The sequence below is a fragment of the Streptomyces violaceoruber genome (genome assembly GCF_033406955.1).
GTDB lineage: Bacteria > Actinomycetota > Actinomycetes > Streptomycetales > Streptomycetaceae > Streptomyces > Streptomyces violaceoruber.
In genome coordinates this window covers 1,120,035-1,140,516 of record NZ_CP137734.1, presented here as the reverse complement: position 1 = coordinate 1,140,516, position 20,482 = coordinate 1,120,035, and the positions used below count along the sequence as shown (strand labels likewise).

Annotated in this window: 13 protein-coding genes; 8 read left to right on the top strand and 5 right to left on the bottom strand. The window is 69.1% G+C overall.

Going from position 1 to position 20,482, the window contains the following annotated elements; translation table 11 throughout:
* Window positions 1-40: 40 nt before the first annotated feature.
* The 4 genes from R2E43_RS05270 to R2E43_RS05255 all read right to left on the bottom strand — a co-directional run bounded on the left by R2E43_RS05270 (window position 41) and on the right by R2E43_RS05255 (window position 8,875).
* Complete coding sequence (locus tag R2E43_RS05270) at window positions 41-3,223, bottom strand: type I restriction endonuclease subunit R (protein WP_332055958.1); 3,183 nt, start codon at window positions 3,221-3,223, stop codon at window positions 41-43.
* A complete protein-coding gene (locus R2E43_RS05265; protein ID WP_332055957.1) occupies window positions 3,220-4,548 on the bottom strand; it encodes a restriction endonuclease subunit S in 1,329 nt (442 codons plus the stop codon). The genes R2E43_RS05270 and R2E43_RS05265 overlap by 4 nt, the downstream gene beginning before the upstream one ends.
* Entirely contained in the window at window positions 4,545-6,536 is a 1,992-nt protein-coding gene (locus R2E43_RS05260; protein WP_332055956.1) for a type I restriction-modification system subunit M, read from the bottom strand. The genes R2E43_RS05265 and R2E43_RS05260 overlap by 4 nt, the downstream gene beginning before the upstream one ends.
* Before the next feature lie 161 nt (window positions 6,537-6,697).
* Complete coding sequence (locus R2E43_RS05255; RefSeq protein WP_332055955.1) at window positions 6,698-8,875, bottom strand: N-6 DNA methylase; 2,178 nt, start codon at window positions 8,873-8,875, stop codon at window positions 6,698-6,700.
* Window positions 8,876-9,072: 197 nt separating this feature from the next.
* On the opposite strand from R2E43_RS05255, the gene R2E43_RS05250 reads away from it, so the two are divergent.
* The 5 genes from R2E43_RS05250 to R2E43_RS05230 all read left to right on the top strand — a co-directional run bounded on the left by R2E43_RS05250 (window position 9,073) and on the right by R2E43_RS05230 (window position 15,718).
* Window positions 9,073-10,299: a DNA sulfur modification protein DndB gene (locus tag R2E43_RS05250; RefSeq protein WP_332055954.1), complete on the top strand. Its 1,227-nt coding sequence runs from the start codon at window positions 9,073-9,075 to the stop codon at window positions 10,297-10,299.
* 114 nt (window positions 10,300-10,413) lie between these two features.
* Window positions 10,414-11,040, top strand: a complete 627-nt coding sequence (locus tag R2E43_RS05245; protein WP_319128707.1) for a hypothetical protein — start codon at window positions 10,414-10,416, stop codon at window positions 11,038-11,040.
* A 121-nt stretch (window positions 11,041-11,161) separates the two neighbouring features.
* Window positions 11,162-12,859: a hypothetical protein gene (locus R2E43_RS05240; protein WP_030871770.1), complete on the top strand. Its 1,698-nt coding sequence runs from the start codon at window positions 11,162-11,164 to the stop codon at window positions 12,857-12,859.
* Between the two features lie 226 nt (window positions 12,860-13,085).
* Window positions 13,086-13,631, top strand: coding sequence for a hypothetical protein (locus R2E43_RS05235; protein ID WP_234328715.1), 546 nt, complete (start codon window positions 13,086-13,088; stop codon window positions 13,629-13,631).
* On the top strand, window positions 13,628-15,718 hold the full coding sequence (locus tag R2E43_RS05230) for an Hsp70 family protein (protein WP_030871776.1): 2,091 nt from the start codon (window positions 13,628-13,630) through the stop codon (window positions 15,716-15,718). Before R2E43_RS05235 ends, R2E43_RS05230 begins: the two co-directional genes overlap by 4 nt.
* A gap of 252 nt (window positions 15,719-15,970) precedes the next feature.
* Here the strand turns inward: R2E43_RS05230 and R2E43_RS05225 are convergent, their stop codons facing one another.
* Complete coding sequence (locus R2E43_RS05225) at window positions 15,971-16,309, bottom strand: hypothetical protein (protein WP_234328716.1); 339 nt, start codon at window positions 16,307-16,309, stop codon at window positions 15,971-15,973.
* A gap of 189 nt (window positions 16,310-16,498) precedes the next feature.
* On the opposite strand from R2E43_RS05225, the gene R2E43_RS05220 reads away from it, so the two are divergent.
* The 3 genes from R2E43_RS05220 (at window position 16,499) to R2E43_RS05210 (ending at window position 20,482) form a co-directional block, all read left to right on the top strand.
* Window positions 16,499-17,053 carry a GNAT family N-acetyltransferase gene (locus tag R2E43_RS05220; protein WP_210984513.1) on the top strand — a complete coding sequence of 185 codons (555 nt, stop codon included), beginning with the start codon at window positions 16,499-16,501 and terminating at the stop codon, window positions 17,051-17,053.
* 108 nt (window positions 17,054-17,161) lie between these two features.
* Window positions 17,162-18,673, top strand: coding sequence for an ABC transporter substrate-binding protein (locus R2E43_RS05215; RefSeq protein ID WP_106518070.1), 1,512 nt, complete (start codon window positions 17,162-17,164; stop codon window positions 18,671-18,673).
* A gap of 3 nt (window positions 18,674-18,676) precedes the next feature.
* On the top strand, window positions 18,677-20,482 hold the full coding sequence (locus R2E43_RS05210) for an ABC transporter permease subunit (protein ID WP_106518071.1): 1,806 nt from the start codon (window positions 18,677-18,679) through the stop codon (window positions 20,480-20,482).

The following is a 20,482-nucleotide window of genomic DNA, read 5'->3' as shown; positions in this document are numbered from 1 at the left end:
GGGGCGCGATGCGCGAGGTGCGCACCGCGCCCCGATCGCGTCAGATGTCGTCCAGCCCTTCCTCCCGACGGATCATCCGCCAGGCGGCACGACGCGCGCTGCGGTCGAGGTTGGACTTGAAGTCCCGGTCGGTACCGAAGTACCGCTTCCCGAGCGTGTCGATCGTGGAGACATGGTCCATCATGTTCTCCTCGAACTTCTTGTCGAAGACGATGCCGAAGTTCTCTTCGTCGTTGACGACGGCGGCGGCGCGGACCTTCGGGTCGTCCTTCGTCGCGTTGAAGGCCGGGAGGACGTCCTCCTCGGTGAACTCCGTGCCGAACTTGGCGTTGAACTTCTCGATCAGCGCCGACAGCAGTGACTTCTCGGCGTCCGTGGCACCACCGACCCCGTCACCGAAGCCCTTGAGCTCGGCGGCACCCTCGGGGTTGAGGGACACGTCGTGCTCGCCGGTCTTCTCGACGCGCAGATGGCTGAGGTCGACCTCACCTATGTCGACTCCGCCGTCGGCGAGGCGGGGAAGACGGTTGAGCAGGTAACGTCCGTAGAGGTACAGGCGCTCCAACTCGGCGTCGCGGTACGGCACGATCTGCGCGAGGAAGCCGTACTTGCGGACGTAGTCGTTGAGGTTGGCCCGGAACTCCTCTGCCGTCTCGACGTCGTCCTCCTCCTCGCTCTCCAGGAGGGCGGTGAAGCGAGTGACGGCGGGGGAGAGGAGCCGGTACAGCTCGGCGTGCAGCTTCTCCCACTTGGACTGGGAGCCGCCCGCCTTCTCCTGCGCCTCGAAGTACGCGGCGACGAACTCGTCCATGTCCTGCTCCGAGATGATCGGCGCGGACATGACGCGGCTCTGGGCCGTGTAGAGGAGGTTCGGGTCGGAGGGCAGGGTGTGCGCCTCCTCGAAATACGGGCGGAAGGCGTCCTGGATGTCCTCGGCCTCGTTGACGAAGTCCAGGACGGCCAGGTCGGCCTGGGTCTTGCGCTCGGCGGTGCGGTTGAGGCGGGAGAGGGTCTGCACCGCGGCGATGCCGGTCAGCGTCTTGTTGACGTACATCGTCGTGAGGAGCGGCTGGTCGAAGCCGGTCTGGTACTTCTCGGCGACGACCAGGATCCGATACTCCTGCTGTCCCTTGCCGCCGGCCTTCACGGCCTTGTCGTCGGCGCGCGTGTAGGCGAAGGCCTTGGGCAGTGCGCTCTCGGACAGACCGCCGTTCTCCTTCACCTCGGTGGTCTCTTCACCGTCGATGGTGAGGGAGCCGGAGATCGCGACCAGGACACCGAGGTCCGGGTACTTGGTGTCGTAGTCGCGGTCGGCGATGTAGCTCTTGATGGCACGGGCCATCTGCACGGCGGAGTGGCGGGAAGCCGTGACCACCATGGCCTTGGCCCGGCCGCCGAGCCGGCCGCGGGTGTGGGCGACGAAGTGCTCGACGATCACCTGGGCGTGCTGGGACACCGTGTGCTCGTGCATGAGCGCGAACCGGGCGAGCAGGCTGTTCGCCTTGGAGGGGTCGACCTCCTTCTCGTCGCGGTTGAGGTTCGCGAGCTTCCAGTACGTGTTGTACGTGACGTAGTTGCGCAGTGGGTCGAGGATGAAGCCTTCCTCGATGGCCTGGCGCATGGAGTAGGTGTGGAAGGGCCGGTAGACGGTCTTGCCGTTCTCCACACCTTCCGTGCCGAAGAGTTCGAGGGTCTTGGATTTGGGCGTGGCGGTGAAGGCGAAGTAGGAGAGGTTGGCGGCGTGCGAGCGCTCGACCGCCTTCGCCTTCAGCTTGTCGTCCACGGTGACCGTGGTCGCGCCCTCGTCGTCCGAGTCGGAGTCCAGGCCGAGGTCACGCAGGGCGGACTTCACGGCGGTGGCGGCGTCGCCGGACTGCGACGAGTGTGCCTCGTCGACGATGATCGCGAAACGGGTGCCCTTGATCTCGGTGGGATTGCGCTTGATGTAGTCCAGCAGGGCCGGGAACGAGTGCAGGGTAACGGTGACGATCTTCCCGGAGTCCCGGGAGAGGGCGCGGGCGAGCTGTTCGCTCTTCGCGCCGTGCTTCTCGTCGACCTTGACGACCAGGCCGTCGGTCTGGCTGAAGCTGCCGACGGTCTCCCGGAGCTGGGCGTCCAGGTTGCGTCGGTCCGTGATGACGATGACCTTGTCGAAGACGGGTTCGCCGGGCTTGATGCGACCCTCAGCCAGGGCGTCGGGTGGGAGAACAGCCGGGTCCATGCGTGCGTGCAGGTCGCTGAGGCGGTGGGCCAGCCAGCCGATGGTGTTCGACTTGCCGGAACCGGCGGAGGCCATGACCAGGTAGTTCTGGCCGGCGCCGTGGACGGAGGCGTGCGCGGTGAGCTTCCGGACCACGTCCCACTGGTGGAACCGGGGGAAGATCGTCTTCTTGGTGACACCGCCGCCGGGCGTCTTCTCCTTCTGCTGGTGCACGTAGCGCTGGAGGAGGTCGAGCCAGTTGTCCCGCTGCCAGACCTCTTCCCAGAGGTAGGAGGTGGCGTACTTGCCGTGCTCCATGGGCGCCGGGTTGCCGGCGCCGCCGGGCTGGCCGGGGCCGTTCGAGCCGGTGTTGAACGGCAGGAACTGGGTGCTTTTGCCGCGCAGCTGCGTGGTGACGAAGACCAGGTCCGGGTCGACGGCGAAGTTGGCGATGACACGCCGCGTGAAGATCAGCTCGGTCGGGTCCCGGTCCGTCCGGTACTGCTCCTTGGCTTGCTCGACGCCCTGCCCGGTGAGCGGGTTCTTCAACTCGGCGGTGGCGACGGGGATGCCGTTGAGGAACAGGGTCAGGTCGAGCCGATGACCCCAGTCGGCCTGCTTGGTGGCGTAGGGCAGTTCGCGGACGACGGTGAGGCGGTTGGCCCGGTAGCCGTTGAGTACGGAGTCGGCGGAGATGAGGTTGGGCTTGAAGTAGGCGACCCGGAGGCGGACTCCGCGGTCCTTCACGCCGTTCCGGAGGACGTGGAGCAGCCCGTCCTCGGCGATGGCCCGGTCGAGGCGTTGAGTGAAACCGCGCTGGGCCTCGTTGGTGTCGTTGCCATAGACGGCGAGCAGTTCGTACCACTCATCAGACTGTGTGGCCCCGATGAAGGTGAACAACTCGTTGGTGTCCAGGCCGAGGTCGGTTTGGTAGTCCTCCGGGTTTGCCTCCCGCCACCCCCGCTCGCAGAGGGCGGCAACGATGGCAGCCCCGAAGGACGACTCGTCGTGCACGGGGCTCATGCGGAGACTCCTTCGGTCACGTTGCGCCCGCTGGCGGCGGATACGTCGAACTGGCCCGTTACGGCGGCGGTGATTAGGGTTTGACGGCGTTCTGCGGCAAGCTCACAGGCTGTAGAGATCTTGGTGTCCAAGTCGTCGAAAGTCGCCTGGTTTTGGTTTATCCGCGAGGCGATTGCTTCCTGGATGTGAACCTGTGGGATCGGGACAGGTGTGTTCGCCAAGAGTGGGACGCTAATATTTGGCTGTGCACTTCCCCAGCTCACGAGCTTGAAATATTCTCGGCCGACCCTGGAATTGAGAAATTGGCAGAAGTATTCGGCCGAAAATCCCTCCTTTGGTGTCGTGATTAGCTGGGTGAAGGTTTGCGAGCGATCCATTTTTTGTGGAACCACTGCACTAATGCCTGCATTGCCCGTTCTTACGGTGAGGATGTCGCCAGCCCGCACATATTTCGACTTATTTCGTTCGGCGAACCAGGGTTCGATGTAAAGGAGGTCGTCCAACTCCAGGCGATTCGGTCGAATGTTCATCGACCGAATCAGCGGTGAGCCCGTTGTTGCGTAGGCGTGAGTTGCTGCTTCGGCAATGCCGACGTCAATCCGCGTCGCCGCGTGCTTGAGTCTGCCGATGTGGAAACTCGAGGGGAACGGGGCGCCGCCACTGGATGGCGGTACGCTCTCAGTTTCGTTGCCGTGCAACAGGAGAGACTCGGTGATGCTCTGGTGTTTCTCGCGTAGCTTGCATTGTAGTTTCGTGTATAGGCTCACATAATGGTCGATTTTCGCGGTCTCGATGTCGAGAAATTCAGCGATGCGGAGTTGCTCCGACAATTGCGGCAGTGGAACTGGCGCGTCTGCGAGTCGATCCCGGTTTAGCTCGATCTGATTGGTGGCCCCTACGACCAGCGCGGAATAGACGTACTCCTGGAAGGGCTTCGAAGTGAGCCAGTAGTAGGCGTATCGAGGATTCAATTGCTCGCGTCTAGTGCGGGCAAGTGTTACGTGACTGTCAGCCATACAGGGCAGACCATCCGGCGATCCTGTGAAGTATCCGACGCGACCAAGGGTGCCCGTTCCAGTCGAGTTGATAAGGAGGTCGTCTGGGTGCAGATGGCCCTTCAGGGTGGATGGGATTCCATGGAAGTCGTGAAAGCGTGTACGTTCCCAGTTGATTCCACCGGGTTGATTCGAGGCCTGGCTGACCGCCCGCACAGGTCCTGCATCGGCGTAGTTAGGTGCCGAGCCGCGGTTGAGTGCTGCGGTTACGTGCTTCAGGCGAGTGGCTGACCATTGCGGGGGAAGTGCAATGCCTAGGACAGTGCTCATTCTGTCACCCCTCCCAAAATTCCCTGAATCTCTTCCTGAAGAGCTTTCAACTCGGCATCGATCTCGGCCAACGGCCGTGGTGGTTCGTACACATAGAAGTGCCGCGTGAACGGAATCTCGTACCCGATCTTCGTCTTGCTGTGGTCAACCCACGCATCCGGCGCATACGGGTGGACCTCCCGCGCCAGGTACTCCTCGACATCCTCACCCAGCGGCACGTTCTCGTAGTCCCGCAGCTCCGAGTCCGGTTCGGGCTCGCCCTTGACGAGCTGTACCTCGCCCTCCAGGTCCCGTACCCCGACAACCTCACGCAGCGCCTTATTGAACGGTGCCCCCGTCGGCCACGTCCCGCCGGCCTGCACCACCGCGTCCTTCAGGGCGAGCCAAGCCTCCTGCTTCGTGTCCCAGCTTGTGTCCATCAGGGATTTGAAGGCGTCCGCGAGAGCCGCGGCCTGCGGCAGCTTCTGGATCGGTTTGGACGCCTCCAGTGCCGCCAGGGTCTCCTCCGTCACCTCGAAGCGCAGCTTCAGCGGGCGTTCCACCGTGATGCGCTGGTAGCCGAAGTCCTCGTTGCGGAAGACCTTCACCTTGTCGTGCAGCGGGTGCTCCGTGTTGTCCGCCGCGGCCAGCGCCTCGCCGTACAGTTTGACCACCGTCGCGATGTGGTCCGAGCCCAGCTGCTTGCGCTTGTCGCCGAGCGACTTCCGCATCTTCTGCCACTGGTCGCGCGCGTCCAGCAGTACGACCTTGCCCTTGTGGTCCGGGCTCTTCCTGTTCGTCAGGATCCAGAAGTACGTCGAGATGCCGGTGTTGTAGAAGAGCTGGTCCGGCAGGGCGACGATGCCCTCCAGCCAGTCGTTCTCCAGGATCCAGCGGCGGATCTCCGACTCACCCGAGCCGGCCGCACCCGTGAACAGCGGCGAGCCGTTGAAGACGATCGCCAGACGCGATCCGCCTCCGCCGTTCACATCCACCGGCTTCATCTTGGAGATCATGTGCTGGAGGAACAGCAGAGAGCCGTCGTTGATACGCGGGAGACCCGCACCGAAGCGGCCGGCCTCGCCCAGCGCCTTGTGCTCGTGCTCGACCTCGTCCTTGACCTTCTTCCACTCCACCCCGAACGGGGGGTTGGCCAGCATGTAGTCGAAGGTCTTGCGGGCGTGGCCGTCGTCGGAGAAGGAATTGCCGAAAGCGATGTTCTCCGGATCCTGGCCCTTGATCATGAGGTCGGACCGGCAGATCGCCCACGACTCGGGGTTCAGTTCCTGCCCGTACACCTCCACCGTGGCGTCCTTGTTGAACTCGGTGATCAGGTCGTCCATCGCCGAGAGCATGCCGCCCGTGCCACACGCCGGGTCGAGGACCGTACGCACCGCGCCCGGAAGCTGGAGCGCGTCGCCGTCCGGGGCGACCAGCAGCCGCACCATGAGTTGGATGACCTCGCGGGGCGTGAAGTGCTCACCGGCCGTCTCGTTGGACTGCTCGGCGAAGCGGCGGATCAGTTCCTCGAAGATGTAGCCCATGTTGTGGTTGGGCACGACCTCGGGACGCAGGTCCAGGTCCGTGAACTTGCCGATGACCTTGTAGAGGAGTCCGGCGCTGTCGAGCCGCTTGATCTGCTGGGCGAACTCGAAGCGCTCCAGCACGCCCTGCGCGTTGTCCGAGAAGGCCCCCACGTACACCTGGAGGTTCATCGCCGCGCTCTGCGGATCTTCCGCGATCTTCTTCAACGTCAGGCGGGACCTGTTGTAGAAGGAGTGGCCCGAGGCCCGTCGCAGGAAGCGGTCCGGGTCGATGCCGCTGTCCTTGTGCTGTTCCGCGATCTCCGCGACCTTCTCGCGGGTCGGCGCCAGCACGCACTCCAGTCGCCGCAGCACCGTGAACGGCAGGATGACCTTGCCGTAGTCGGACTGCTTGTAGTCCCCCCGCAGGAGGTCGGCGACGGACCACGCGTGGTTCGCCAACTCCGTGTGCTTGCTGCTGTTCAACTGGATCCCCGGATTCCTTCCGAAATTTCCCAACCCCACCGCCCGAGCCGAGCCGCGTTGAGCGGTCGCTGGAGCGGTCTGCCAATTGTGGTCTATGTGTGAAGGCCTGCGTGCCGAATGGGACGAATCGCCACCAGGCCGCGTACCTCCGGCCGCCTGACTCAGCCGTCTCCCGGCGTTGGCAGCAACTGTCCGCCCGTGAGTCCGCTTACCAGCAATCGTGCCGTCTCCTCCGCCAGCCGCGTCGCCCGCTGAGCCTCCGCACGGAGTCCGTGCACGTGCCGGAACGCCTCCCCGTACCGCCGCTGCTCCTCCAGTGGCAGCAGGGGCACGCGCAGTCGGCCCGGGTTGACGGTAAGGGTCGTGCTGCCCGTCGACGCGCCCGCGATGTTCTCCTCCGCCCCCAGGAACCCGGCGAGGAACCAGGCGTCCAAGCGTGCCGGGTCGGGGCGAAAGAGGTGGACGTGCGGGCCGGGCAGAGCGCCGGCGTCTCCCTCGCCCGCGACTCGGGCCATGGCGCCGTCCGCGCTCGCGACCGCCCGCACGAGGACGTCCCCCACGGCGATCACGGGCGACGTGTCGTCGTACAGCTCCGTCGGCTCTCCCGTGGGCCCCGACCCGGTCGCGATGTCCGAGCCGGTGAGTACCGCCCGCGCCCCCTGGGGCCCGCTCTCACCGCTTACGGCGTGTGCCCGTGTGCGTGCGCTGTCCGGTACCGGGCGAAGCAGAGTGAGTGCTCCACCCCGCGAGAGGTCAGAGGCCGTCGCCGTCCGCCACTCCCGGGCGTCGGCGCCCGCGGCGCTCCACCCTTCGCGACCGGCGGTCCGCGCGAGGGCCTTCGCGGCCTTCACCAGGTCCTGGCGCGTGGCATCCACCTCGGTCGACAGCTTCGCCGGATCGACCTCCGCCCGTGACGCCCGCACCAGCCGCGCGGGGGTCAGGTCCACCACGTCGTCCAACAGGTCCACCACGCCGACCGCGTGAGCGACACCCGGCTCGCCCTCGAAGGCGTCCGGGTCCGCCGTGAACGCCTCCCACGCCTCCAGCGCCCGCGCTGTTACCGCCGCCCAGTCCACGGACGTCGACCGGCCGGTACCCCGCGTCCGCGACAGCGCTGTCGCCGCACCGCGCCCGGTCGCCGTCGTCGGCGTCTCCGCCGCCGTGTCCACGAACAGCACGGACTTGCGCGCCGCGCCCCCCGGCTCGGGGCGCCGCAACACCCACACCTGAAGGCCCACGTGCAGCGGCACCGACGCGCCGACCGGCAACGCGATCACCGCGCGCAGGGCTCCGCTGCGTACGAGTTCCGCGCGTACGCGCCGCCCTGACGCTCGCCCGGCCGTGGCCGGGGGCAGCAGCAGGACCGCGTAGCCGCCCGGCACCAGGTGGGCGAGCGCGTGCTGTACCCAGGCCAGTTCCGACTCCGCGCGGGCCGGGACGCCGTACGCCCAGCGCGGGTCGTAGGCCAGTTCGTCGTGTCCCCAGTCCCGGATGCCGTAGGGCGGGTTGGACAGTACGGCGTCGGCGAGCAGGTCCGGGAAGGCGTCCGCGCGGAGGCTGTCCCCGGCTCGGACGGTGACCGTGGCATCCGGTGCGGTCAGCACTAGGCTGACGGCGCTGCGGCGGGCCTGAACGGGCAACACGTCCTGGCCGTACAACGCGCGAGCGCCGTGCCGGGAGGCCGCCGCGAGGAGGGAACCGCTGCCGCAGGTCGGGTCGAGGACGCTGGACGGAGTCCCGGGGAGCAGTTGGGCGATGAGGTCCGCGAGCGGCCCGGGCGTTCGGTAGGCGCCACTCGCCGCACTGTCCTCCAACTCCCACTCCGCGAGGACGCCCAGTGTGGCCTGGCCGCCTGACTCGCGTACACACGCGTACAGCGCGCGGAGAACCGGGGCGTCCTTGGCCGTGAAGCGGACGGCCCCGTCACCCGATCCCGGGACGGCCTCGGCGACGGCCGCTCTGTCGCGCTCGGCCTCGGAAGCGAGGTCCGCGTCGGACAGGCCGGCGGTCGCCGCCAGCTCGGCGGGGGAGCGGCGGGCTGCTGCGAGAACGAGGAGCAGTAGCTCGGCGGAGTCGCCCGTGGCGCCGCTGCCGGTACGTCCGTGCAGGCGGAGCATCGTCCGGAGTTCCTCCGCCGGACTCGCGGCGGAGGCGTGGCCGCGCGCGGCCAGCCACGCGCGCACCGCCTCCAGGTCGTACAGCGGGCTGCTCTCCGTACCTCCGGAGGGCTCGGGGAAGTCGTCGTGCCGGCGGCGCCAGTTGCTGACGGTGGCGCGCGTGACTCCGGCGATGCGGGAAATCTCGGCTGCCGTCACCTGCGCGGTGGGCTGCTGGGGCATGGCGGTTCCTGGACCTCTCGGTAGCTGACAGTCAACAACCTACAGCACGCGTCAAGCCCGCATGTGTGATTGACATCGCTTTCGCTGTACTGCTTATCTGGTCATGCTTCCGGCGCGGACGGTGTCGATACCGCCGCGCCTACCAGACCGCTCGACCGCTCCAGATGCCGTGCAGGCATCGCCTCAGGGGGAGACCCATGCGCCTGACCATGCCGACCGCCGTCGTCGAGGGCACCCAGCTCACCGTCATGCCGTTCCGCGACGACGCCGTCGTGGGGACGATGGCGGTGCCCGCACTCGTCCAGCTGGTGCCCTCGCCCCGCGCCGAGGAGGATCCGCGCAAGCTAAAGGCGGCGTCGGGCCTGGTGCGTCGGCACGCCGAGCTGCGCGCCACCGTGCAGCGCACGCTGAAGTCCTCGCAGAAGGGCAAGAACGTCCGTCCGTACGCCGAGTACATCGCCGCCGGTATCAAGGGCGAGCTCGGAGCCGCCTGGTCGACGCCGCCGATCACCCTGTGGCACGCTGGACCGCTCGCCGCGCTCAGCGAGGAACTCGTTTTCGGTACCGGTCTGCGTACCTTGACCGTCGCCCCGGGCACGATGGTCGTCGCCATCGACGGCGAGACCCAGACCACGGCCTGGCACGACCTCTACGACGACCCGGAGGCGTACGGACTGACGTATCCGCAGCTCTCGCGCGTGCGCATCCCCTTCGAGCTGTACGTCGACCTGGCCCCGGCGGACGCGCGGCAGATCTTCTACGACCGCAACGTGCAGGGTGTCGCCGTGGCGAAGAACCTCGCCATGTCCATGGACCAGCGGGACTTCGGTACCCGCCTCGCCCATCTGGTCGCCGACTCCGTACGGATCGACGTCGCGGGTCAGCGGGTGCCGTTCGCCCGGCTCGTGAACGTCAGCAAGCGGCAGCTGTCCACCGGTGACCGTGAGGTCGTCACCCTCTCCGCGTTGCGTGCACTCGTCGTCACCACCCTCTACGGGCGGGGCGGGCTCGCACGTTCCGCCGAGTCCGTGCACGAGGACGAGTTGCCGGCGGGCGCCCGCCCCGAGCAGGTGGAGGCCGCAGTCGTACCCATCCTCGGCGACTTGATCGTCCGTCACGCCCGCGAGTTCGCGGAGCGCGGCGCCATCACCGCGCCCGCAGTCCTCGCGGGGCTCGGCATCGCCGTGCACCCCACCATGCCCTGGAGCGAGTCGGGGGCCGTGTTCCGCATGGACGACCTGCTCCGGCTCCTCGACGGCATCCGCTGGGAGCGCGAGGCGAAGTACTGGGACGGCGTCGCCGCCAAGACCGGGACCTCCGGCCGCCTCAACTTCAGCGGCGGGGTCAAGGACTCCGGCGGTCGCGTCGCCGACGCGATCCTCTACCCGGCCACTGAGGCGGGGCGCCAGATCCGCGGTCTCTGAGCCGCATCGACGCCTCACCCCGGCCGCTGCCTGCGAGCGGAACCGACAGCACGAACCTCAGAGCGCCGGTGCGGCACGACGACCCGCCTGTGCGCAGAGGAAACGGAGCGAGACATGAATGACCACAAGCCCAACCCGGGCCTCGGGCCCGACAGCGGCCCCACGACTCAGCCGACCATCGGACCGTACGGCGGCGGACGGCCACACTTCCCGTCGATGCCACCGCACACCCCGGTCGTGCAGCCCAACTCCCGCAACCGGGCGTGGCTGAAGTACGGCGCCGTCGCCCTCGTCTCCCTGCTCGTCGGAGTCGGCATGGGCGCGAGCGGTGACACGGGCAGCGAGGCCGAGGCAGCCGCAGACACGAAGGCCGGCCCTCGCCCGACGACCACGGTCACGGAGACGGCACCGGCCGCCGAGGCCGAACCCGCGCCCACGGTGACCGAGACCGTGACGGAGACGGTGACCGCCAAGCCGAAGAAGACGAAGGAGCCGGGGCCGGCGACCACCTTCTCGGGAGACGGCGAGTATCTCGTCGGCGAGGACATCAAGGCCGGCACGTACAAGACGGCTGGGCCCGAGGACGAGTGGGGCTGCTACTGGGAGCGGGCTAAGGACGCCAGCGGCGAGTTCGGCTCGATCATCGCCAACAACAACCTTGAGGGCACCGGCCGGGTGACCCTCAACAAGGGCGAGTACTTCAAGACCAACCGGTGCCAGGAGTGGAAGCGGGTCGGCTAAGGCAGGCAGGGCCCGCCCTGGGTGACACGCGGCCTTGGCGGGCAGGCCACCTGCGGATATGGATTCCGGGGGAGGGGTAGGTGAAGTTTCTGTGCGCGGCTACTCTGTCGGCGTGTACGACATGACGGACCCGGTCGCCGCCCGCCGAGCGGCGATAGCCGCCGAGAAGGAGCGCCTGGCGAGAGCGCGGGAGCGCCGCGGCCGCGAGCCCGCCGGAGCGAACGGCTTCGCGCAACGGAAGTGGCGTTGGCTCGGTGTCAACGGCGGTGAGGCCGTCGAGGCCGTGCTGGCGATGCTGCGTGACATCGTCGAGGTGCCCGCACTGACGGACGATCAACGCGACACGTTGACCCGGGCTGTCGCCGGGACGCCCGACCGTGAGGCGCTGCTTCCTGCGGTCCGTGCGGGACTCACGGCTCTGAAGCCGGAAGACGTCCTCGGGCACCTGCGTGTTCTGTGGGCCGCCGAGGTGCGCTGGCTCAACGCGCCCGGATCGGAGCGGTGCCGGATCCTGTGCTCGACCGCGCCCGGCCTCGAGTTGGTCGGCACCAGGTCCCGTGCGGTGTCGGGCGGGCCCGCGTTCTCCCTGTTCGCCACCGCCGCCACCCGGGGCGCGATCCCCGTACCGAATGCGGTCCTGGCCCAAGTCCTTCCCTGGGCGCCGCTGTCGGTCCTCGACGATCTCGTGGACCACGGTGGTCTGATGGCCGAGGACGAACCCTGGCAGGCGCGTGACGGTAACGAAGCGCTCTATCTGCGCGCACGCCTGGCCCCCAAGTCGGTCGACCCGCACGAGGCCGAGCGGCTCGGATGGCACGGCATGCTGCGCCGACGGGCGTTCCTGGCGGACGAGACCATCGTGCGGCAGGAACCCGAGGACGTCTGGGACCTGTTGTACGACGTGGTCAGGGATCTTCAGCTGCCGTCCCTGGACGCCCTGGACGCGGCGCTGCCACGCGCCCAGCAGATCGAGTTGCGCGACCTCAGGTCCGGTGCGTTCGTCGGGCAGTGGGACGGCGACACCGTCCGCGACGAAGGACTGTGGAAGCTGATGGCCGCACTGTGGCGGCCGACCGCGCCCGTCGACCCGCGACGCAGCGACTTCTATGCGCTGGTCGCGCTCAACCGGGCGTACGACCTGCTGATGTCCGGCGATCTGGAAGAGGCCGGCCGCCAGGCCGACTCCTTCGTGAGGGAACGGACGAACGGCCCGTCACTGCCCACCGGCCTCATGGACGAGGCGTACACCGTAGCCGCGTACCTCGCCGCCGTCACCTCGACCGATGTCGAGAACGACAGGGTCGCGAGGGAACAGCTGGCCCTCGCGGAGACCTACGCGCAGAAGGCAGCGGTGAACGGCGATCCCGTCGCCGAACGCAACCTCGCGCACGTGCGCACCTGGAGGGGCACCACGAAGAACAAGCGGGGGGAGATGGCGAACCCCTTCATCGAACTCGGTCTCGACCATGGAGCGCAAGGCTGGGAACGGCACTGCCGAGACCTCTTCCGTCAGTACGAGCACGAGGGCGACCAGACGGCGCAGGCCCGACTCAACCGGGCGGAGGGCCGCATCCACGATGCCGAGCGGCACGAGGCCGGATACGACGTCTTCTTCCAGGTGCCTCTCGACCGCGCCCGCTACGAGTTGCCCAACGCGGTGCCCAGGCGACTCGTGCCGCCGCTGAAGCCGATGCCACGCCGCACCACCCTCACCAGTGGCGCGGACCTCGAGTCCATCCGGGCGCTCGCGGCCGTCGAACTGCTCGACGACTTCCGCAGCACCGCACCCCACCTCGACCGTCACGGTCCCACCCGTTGACGGCCCTTTCCGACAGAACGCACGACGGTGAGCGAGGCGCAACCAGTCCATGGCCGGGAACAGGAAGACCACGGAACGCCGTGGTGAGAAGAGAGTCAAGCTCCCCAAGAACGAGCGTGCTCATCGCCCCTGCCCGCACTGTGGGCAGATACAGCCGGGCAGCAACCACACGGATGCGCCGCACAAACCCAGCGGACTAATGCGCCGCAGGGCGAAGCGGCAACAGTTGTCCGAGCAGTCCGCTGCGGTGGATGTCCAGGAAAAGCCCGTGGAGCCGGAGCCGACCGACGCCGAGCGGTCCACCGACGTGAACGACCGGACAGCGCCCGCAGTGCTGGAGCCCGTCGACGCCAAGACGCTCATCCAGGGAGTGGTCGAACGGATCCCCGCTGCTCTGGCGGCCGCGACCGTCGGTGACGCCGTCCCGGCCACCGGGCTCAACGTGGCTGTGCGCAAAGCGGTCTTGGACGAGTTCCGGACGCGTACCCAGTTCGCCGGGCGGCTCGCGGAGATCGACGCACTGCTGTGGGCCCAGCCGGACCATGGCGGTGAGCTCGTCAACGGCTCCCTGGAAGACCATTTGCGACAATTGCGTCTTCGCAGGGTGACCGAGCCGGAGGAGGAGGGGCAGTTCGTCGTCACGGAGGGTGAGGGGGATCGCTTCGAAGTCCTGCGTCCGGCCTACGTGGACGAATTGACCGGCAAGGTTCTGCTGTCCGGGCACCTGCGGAGGGTTCCCGCGGGTGACAGCTTTGTGGGGGAAGAAGAGTGACGACCGGCATCGACTTCGGCACCACCAACTCGGTTGCCGCCCAGTGGAACGGCGAGTACGTCGAAATCCTTGAACTCGGTGGCCAGGGACTTGATGCGGACTGGGAGCGACCCGGCTTCGAGAAGCTCTACCCGTCGGTGGTGGGCACCAGTTCCCTCCGCACAGGGGCCTTGTTCGGCTGGGAAGCCAAACTGCGGTCAGAGGAGGCCGTCGAGGCGTGCAAGCGGCTGCTGCGCGACGAACCACTCGTGACGGTCGGCGGTCGGCGATTCGCCGCCACTACGGCTGCCGCCGGCGTGTTCCGTTCGATGGCCACCGCCGCCGAGGAAGAAGCCGCGACGGAGATCGGTGAGGCCGTGATCACCGTGCCGGCGAACGCCACGGGAGCGGCTCGCTTCCGTACTCGCGAGGCGGCGCGGGCGGCGGGCATCGCCGTCAAGACACTGCTCAACGAGCCCACGGCCGCCGCCATCGCCTACGCGCACACCATGGAGGAGGACGGAGAGTTCCTCGTCTTCGACTGGGGCGGCGGAACCATGGACGCCACCCTGCTGTTGCACGACGACGGATTCTTCGACGAGAAGGCCAGCCGTGGCGTCAACATGCTCGGCGGCCTGGAGATCGACGCGCGACTGCGCCGCATGGTGCTCGACCGGGCACCCGCGCGCAGGACCTGGTCGGAGTCCGAACAGCGGCAGTTCGCCCTCGACATCGAGCGCAACAAGATCCTCCTGTCGACCCAGGAGTCCGTGCGCATCACGACTCCGGACGGCATCGCCGTGGAGATCGGCCAAGACGAGTTCTCCGCCGCGATTCAGGACCTCATCAGCCGGGCTCTGGACCCGGTCGAGGAGTGCCTCGACCAGGCGCGTATCGATCCGAGCGAGCTCAAGGCCGTGCTGATGATCGGCGGAAGCAGCCAGATCCCCGCCGTGCGCGACGCTGTGGCGGAAGCGTTGGACTGCGAACTCGTCGGCGCGGACCTCTGCCACCCGATGACGGCGGTCGCCGAGGGCGCCGCGATCTGCGCGGCCGCCATGGACGGAGAGCTGAAGAGCATCATCCGCGTCGTCAACACACACGCTCTGGGCACCATCACCAAGGACCAGCACGGAAAGCGAGAGTTCAGCTCGCTGATCGATCGCAACCAGCGCCTCCCGCAGCAGCGGAAGAAGTCCTACCAGCCGTCCAGGGACGGCGTGTCCAAACTGACCGTCGAGGTGTGGGAAGGCGACCCCGACCGCCCCGTCGACCACCCAGACAACGTCAAACTTACCGAACTCGTCCTCACCTACCCGCCGCAGCACTCGCGGGCGGCCGAGGACGGCGCGTTCGACCTGGAGTACACCTACAGCAAGGAGGGTCTGCTGACGGTGAAGGCCACGCTCCAGAAGACGGGGCACCCCGTCCTCGACGGAGAGGTGAGGGTCTTCGGTGACAGTGCCGTCTCGCCGGAGATCAAGAACGAGTTGCAGAAGCTCTTCTCGCTGCGCACGACCGGGCGGGAGGCGCCCAGGCCGACGCATCCACAGCCGGTGGTGGCACACGGGGCCGAGGGGCGGGCCGGCAGTGCAGTGGCAAGCAGGCCGACGCCTGCTTCGCTGCCCAAGTCCGTCACGGCCGGCAGGAAACCTGCTGCGGCCCTGGTCGTGGACGGCTCGAATCTCGCGTGGAACGGCCGCCCGCCTCGTTCCGCAGGCGGGCGACCGAGCTTCCAGGCCCTGCAGGCCGCCATCAAGTCGCTTCGGTTCAAGAACTCCGAACGGGACATCCATGTCGTCGTCGATGCCACCCTCCGGCACGATGTCGTGCCGGAGGAACGACCGCTGGTGGAGGAGGCGATCGCCGCCGGCACCGTGGTGCAGCCCCCGGCGGGCACGGAAGGCCGTGGCGACGCCCTGGTGATCAGCATCGCGGACGAGATCGGCGGAGTGATCGTCTCCAACGACAATTTCGCACCCTTCCAGAAGGCCAACCCCTGGCTCCTGGACGACGGCCGGGTGCTGGGCGCCACACACTCCCAGGGACTCTGGGTCTTCAACAGACGCAGGCCCAATGCTGCCGTCCCTGCAGGACGTCGCCGCTGATACCAGTTTCTCCGGTGGTCGGAGGTGTCACCCTTCAGTCCGCCCGTACAACTCTGTAGCGGACGGGCCAGTCCTCCACCTTCATTAATAGGCCTTCGCTCGCGAGGTCCCGCAGGATCCTGCGGGTGTGCTTCGGATGGGCATCGTGTCCTGTGTCGCGTAGGGCACGGAGTCCGCGCTCGGTGTCCCAGAGCCCGCCGAACGTACGTACCGCCTTCTCGAGGTCGGCGCGCTGGCTGGTGCAGTCTTCCGTCACCGTGTCGCTCCTCCGGCCTGCTCGGCGGTGGCGGCGGTCGAGTGCGCCTTCTTCGTGTGGTTGGCGATGCTCGCCGGTGCGCCGACGTAGTCACAGGATCCGCATTTTCGCCACGCTCCCTCGGACACGGCTCGTGCGCTCACCGAGTGGCCGGGGCCGTACCCGTGGCCGTGCAGCAACTGAGCCACGGACGAGCCGTATTCGACCGCGAGGAGGGCCGCCTCGGCCACTTTGTCGTGGCCCGGTGCGAAGAAGGAACCGGGGCCGGTCTTCTTGGCGCAGCCGCACCAGCAGGTGCCGGTGGGAGTGAGGTGGGGAAGGGGATTCGTCGTCATGGCGTCACCGTAGATCAGTGAAGAAGATGTACCCGGTCCCTTGAGTTTTTTTAACCTCAGCTCCGGTGCGTTGCTTCCGGAACCGGGTCAAGGGCGAGGGCGCCGCTGCAAGCGCGACCACGGGGGGCGCGTTGTGCCACAGTCCCCCTACCTGACCAGCACCGAGTCGCTACTGCATATGATGTGCAAGTGCGCACCACCGACTACACCATCAGGACCGCCACCTCCGCCGACGTGCCCCCCGCCCGAGCCGTCATGCTCGACACCGTCTACCGGGATTTCCGCACCGGCTACGTCCCCCGCTGGCACGGCGACGTCATCGACCCGGCCGGGGCCTATCTGACCCCCGCCCGGCACACCCTCCTCGTCGCTGTCGCCGCCGACGGCGAGGTCGTGGGCACCGGGGCCCTCGACTCCCGGGGGCCCGTGCACCCCCCGAACCCCCCGCACGTCGCCGAGCGGTTCCCCTCGGGAGTGACCGCGCAGCTGCGGCGGATCTACGTTCGGCCCGAGCATCGTCGGCGCGGGCTGGCGCGGAGGCTCGTCGACGAGCTGCTGGCGTTCGCCGTCGCCGACGGGGGGTATCGGGCCGTCTATCTGCACACCGACCCCGCCGTCACCGGAGCTGAGCCCTTCTGGCGGTCGTTGGCCAAGGTGGTGCACGACGAGCGGGAGGATGCCGGGGGCGGGCAGGGGATCGTGCACTTCGAGGTGCCCATGGCGGGATGGCGCGGGGCCAGGTAGGCGTGAAAATCGTTTCCATGTAGGCTCCCCGTGCGCTGCCGCACACCCGCCCGACACCCGACGCCCGAAATCCAGGTGCCCGCACCTGACTTGATCGATCCGAGGACCATGCGCTCCCACCGCCGCCCCCGGCTGCTCGCCCCGTTCCTGCTCGTGCCGCTGATGGCCGGCTGCTTCGCCTCCGGAGGGGGCGACGACTCCGCGTCCGGTGACGGTGGCGACGGCGACGGCGCCCGTCTCCGCGTCGCCCTCGCCTTCCCGCCCGCCGAGAACCTGTCCCCGTACGGCGCCGACGCCACCCTGCTCAGCCGGCTCGGGGTCACCGAGGGGCTCACCTCGCTGGACGCCAACGGGTCCGCGGCGCCCGCGCTTGCCGAGTCCTGGCGGCGGGACGGGGACAGGACCTGGGAGTTCACCCTCCGCGACGCCACCTTCCAGGACGGTGGGGAAGTGACCCCCGCCGCCGTGGCCGCGTCCCTCACGCACGCCACCGACGCCGAGCCCGCGCCCGCCGCCCTCGCCGGTGTCACCCTCAGCGCCGAGGCGGGCGGTGACCGGGTCGTCCGCATCACCACGGCCGAGCCCGACCCCGTGCTGCCGCTGCGGCTCTCCAGCCCCAGCCTCGCGATCCTGTCCAAGGGTGCCTACGGGAAGGGCAGCCGTGTCGACCCCGTCGGTCACGCCACCGGGCCCTTCGAGCTGACCAAGGTCAACGGCGCCACCTCCGCCTCCCTCGACCGGTTCGACGACTACTGGGGCGGCCGCGCCCAGGCCTCCGGCATCGACGCGCGCTTCATCGCCGACGGCACCGCCCGTGCCAACGCCCTGCGGACCGGGGAGCTGGACATCGCCGAGGCGGTTCCCGTCGCCCAGGCCGCCTCGCTGGACGAGAAGACCCGGCGCGACACCGCCACCACCCGGACCACCAGCCTGCTCCTCAACGCCTCCTCCGGGACCTTCGAGGACGCCGGGCTGCGGGCCGCCGCGCGGGACGCGCTCGACGCCTCCGTGTTCGCCAAGGACGTGTACGAGGGGTACGGAGATCCCGGTGCCGGTGTCTACGGGCCCGCCGTGACCTGGGCGGAAGGGAAGCGGACCGCGCCCGTCGGGCGGGCGTCGGCCAAGAAGCCCGGGCACGTTGACACCGTCAACCTCGCCACCTACGACAACCGGCCCGAGCTGCCCGAGGTCGCCCAGGTGGTCAAGCAGCAGCTGGAGAAGGCCGGGTTCACCGTCAAGCTCACCGTGCGGGAGTACTCGCGGCTCGAAGGGGACGCGCTGGACGGGAAGTTCGACGCCTTCGTGCTTGCCCGCAACACGCTCCTCGACACCGGTGACCCCGTCGCCGTCCTCGCCAGCGACTACACCTGCGACGGCGGTTTCAACATCGCCCAGCTGTGCGACAAGGGCGTCGACCGTGCCGTCGCCGACGCGGAGAAGATCGCCGACACCGCGAAGCGCCAGGACGCCGCCATGGCCGCCGAGGCACGCATCCTCGGCAGTGACGCCGTTGTGCCGCTCGTGCACCAGCGCATCATCACCGGCGTCGCCGGCTCCGTACAGGGCGTCGTCCTCGATCCGTACGAGCGCGCGCTCGTCGGCACCGGCACCCGGCGCTGAACCATGTGGCAGCGGGTGGCCGGCGCCGGGTGGCGGATCCTCCTCGCGGTCGGGCTCGTGTGCGGGGTCGGGCTGCTGCCCTGGCTCACCCGCACCGACCCCGCGTACACCGTCCTCAAGGCGCGGTCCGCCGAGCGCGAGCCCACGCCCGAGGTGCTCGCCGACATCCGGCGGCAGCTCGGGATCGACGGCGGGCCCCTGGACGTCCTCACCGGCTGGCTGGGCGGGCTCGTGCGCGGGGACGCCGGGCGGTCGTGGATCTCCGGCGCGGACGTCCTGCCCGACGTCACGCGGGCGCTCGGTGTCTCGCTGCTGCTCATGGGTGTCGCGCTGCTCGTCGCCGTGCTCACCGCCGGGCTGATCTGCGCGCGCACCCTGCGGCTCGGCGCCCGGCGGCGGCTCGGCGGGCGGCGCGGGGGCGGGAGCCTGTCCGCCGTACTCGCCTCGCTGCCCGAGTTCCTCGTCGCCTCCGTGCTCGCCACCGTCGTCGGGGTGCAGCTGGGGTGGCTGCCCGCGCTGGGGTGGTACGGCCCCCAGTGGACGCTGCTGCCCGCGCTCGCCCTCGGGCTGCCCGCGGGCGCCGTGCTGGGGCGGCTGCTCGACGATCTGCTGCCCGGTGCCTTCGGGGAGCCGTGGGCGCTGGCCGCCGCGGCCCGTGGGCTGACCGGGCGGTCCATCGCCCGCCAGGCATTGCGGCGGTGCGTGCCCGCGCTGCTGCCCAACTTCGGGCTGTTCGTCGTCGGGCTGACGGGTGGGGCCGTCGCCGTCGAGCAGGTGTTCGACATTCCGGGGCTCGGGCGCACCACCCTTCAGGCCGCCCTCGCGCAGGACCTGCCCGTCCTCCAGTCCGGGACCCTCGCCCTCGTCCTGCTGGCCGGGCTCGCGACCGGCGCCACCCGCGTCGCCGCCCGGCTGCTCACCGGGCCCGCGCTGCGCGACGGCGCCCTGTCCTCGCTGCACCGGCCCGCCCCGCCCGCCGGGGGACTGCTGCCGCTTCTCTACGGTGCCCTGCTGCTCGCCGTCGTCGGGTTCGGGCTCACCCGTGATCCGCTCGCCCTCGACACGGGGCAGCGGCTGCGGGCCCCCTCCCTCGACCATCCCTTCGGCACCGACGCCCTCGGGCGCGACCTGCTCGCCCGGGTCGGCCACGGGGCCCTGGACACGCTGGCCCTTGCCGCCGCCATCAGTGCCGCCGCCCTGCTCGCCGGCGTACTGCTCGGGCTCGTGCCCCGGGTCTCCGCGCCCCTCGTCGACACCGTCAACTCCGTACCGCCGGTGCTCGTCGCGCTGCTCGTCACCGCCGTCGCCGGGAGCGGCGCGGCCACCCCCGCGCTCGCCGTGGGCGCCGTCGCCTGGGCGCCGCTCGCCGCGCACACCTCCTCCCTGCTGCGGCAGGAGCGCGCCACGCTGCACATCACCGCCACCAAGGGACTGGGCGCGGGGCCGGTCCATCTGCTGCGGCACGAGTTGCTGCCCGCCGTGGTGCCGCCGGTCCTCCGGCACGCCCTGCTGCGGCTGCCCGGTGTCGCCCTCGCCCTCGCCTCGCTCGGCTTCCTCGGCCTCGGCGCCCAGCCGCCGTCCCCCGAGTGGGGGCTGCTCCTCGCCGAGAACCAGCCCTACGCCGAGCGCGCCCCCTGGGCCGTCCTCGCCCCCGCCGCCGTACTCGCCCTGCTCGGCGCGCTGGCCGTCAGCGCCGCGGGCGGGCTGCGCCGACGGCCCACAAGATCGTCCCCTCGGCAGACCGACGCGGCCGGGCAGCGGCCGGTGGCGGAGGCGGAGCGGGAACCGGCCGGATTCGGAGCCCGGTGA

Coding starts and splice junctions, on each gene's coding strand:
- R2E43_RS05255 (WP_332055955.1), bottom strand. CDS start 8,875: ATGCCCCAGCAGCCCACCGCGCAGGTGACGGCAGCCGAGATTTCCCGC.
- R2E43_RS05265 (WP_332055957.1), bottom strand. CDS start 4,548: ATGAGCACTGTCCTAGGCATTGCACTTCCCCCGCAATGGTCAGCCACT.
- R2E43_RS05210 (WP_106518071.1), top strand. CDS start 18,677: ATGTGGCAGCGGGTGGCCGGCGCCGGGTGGCGGATCCTCCTCGCGGTC.
- R2E43_RS05240 (WP_030871770.1), top strand. CDS start 11,162: ATGACGGACCCGGTCGCCGCCCGCCGAGCGGCGATAGCCGCCGAGAAG.
- R2E43_RS05250 (WP_332055954.1), top strand. CDS start 9,073: ATGCGCCTGACCATGCCGACCGCCGTCGTCGAGGGCACCCAGCTCACC.
- R2E43_RS05245 (WP_319128707.1), top strand. CDS start 10,414: ATGAATGACCACAAGCCCAACCCGGGCCTCGGGCCCGACAGCGGCCCC.
- R2E43_RS05225 (WP_234328716.1), bottom strand. CDS start 16,309: ATGACGACGAATCCCCTTCCCCACCTCACTCCCACCGGCACCTGCTGG.
- R2E43_RS05215 (WP_106518070.1), top strand. CDS start 17,162: ATGCGCTCCCACCGCCGCCCCCGGCTGCTCGCCCCGTTCCTGCTCGTG.
- R2E43_RS05270 (WP_332055958.1), bottom strand. CDS start 3,223: ATGAGCCCCGTGCACGACGAGTCGTCCTTCGGGGCTGCCATCGTTGCC.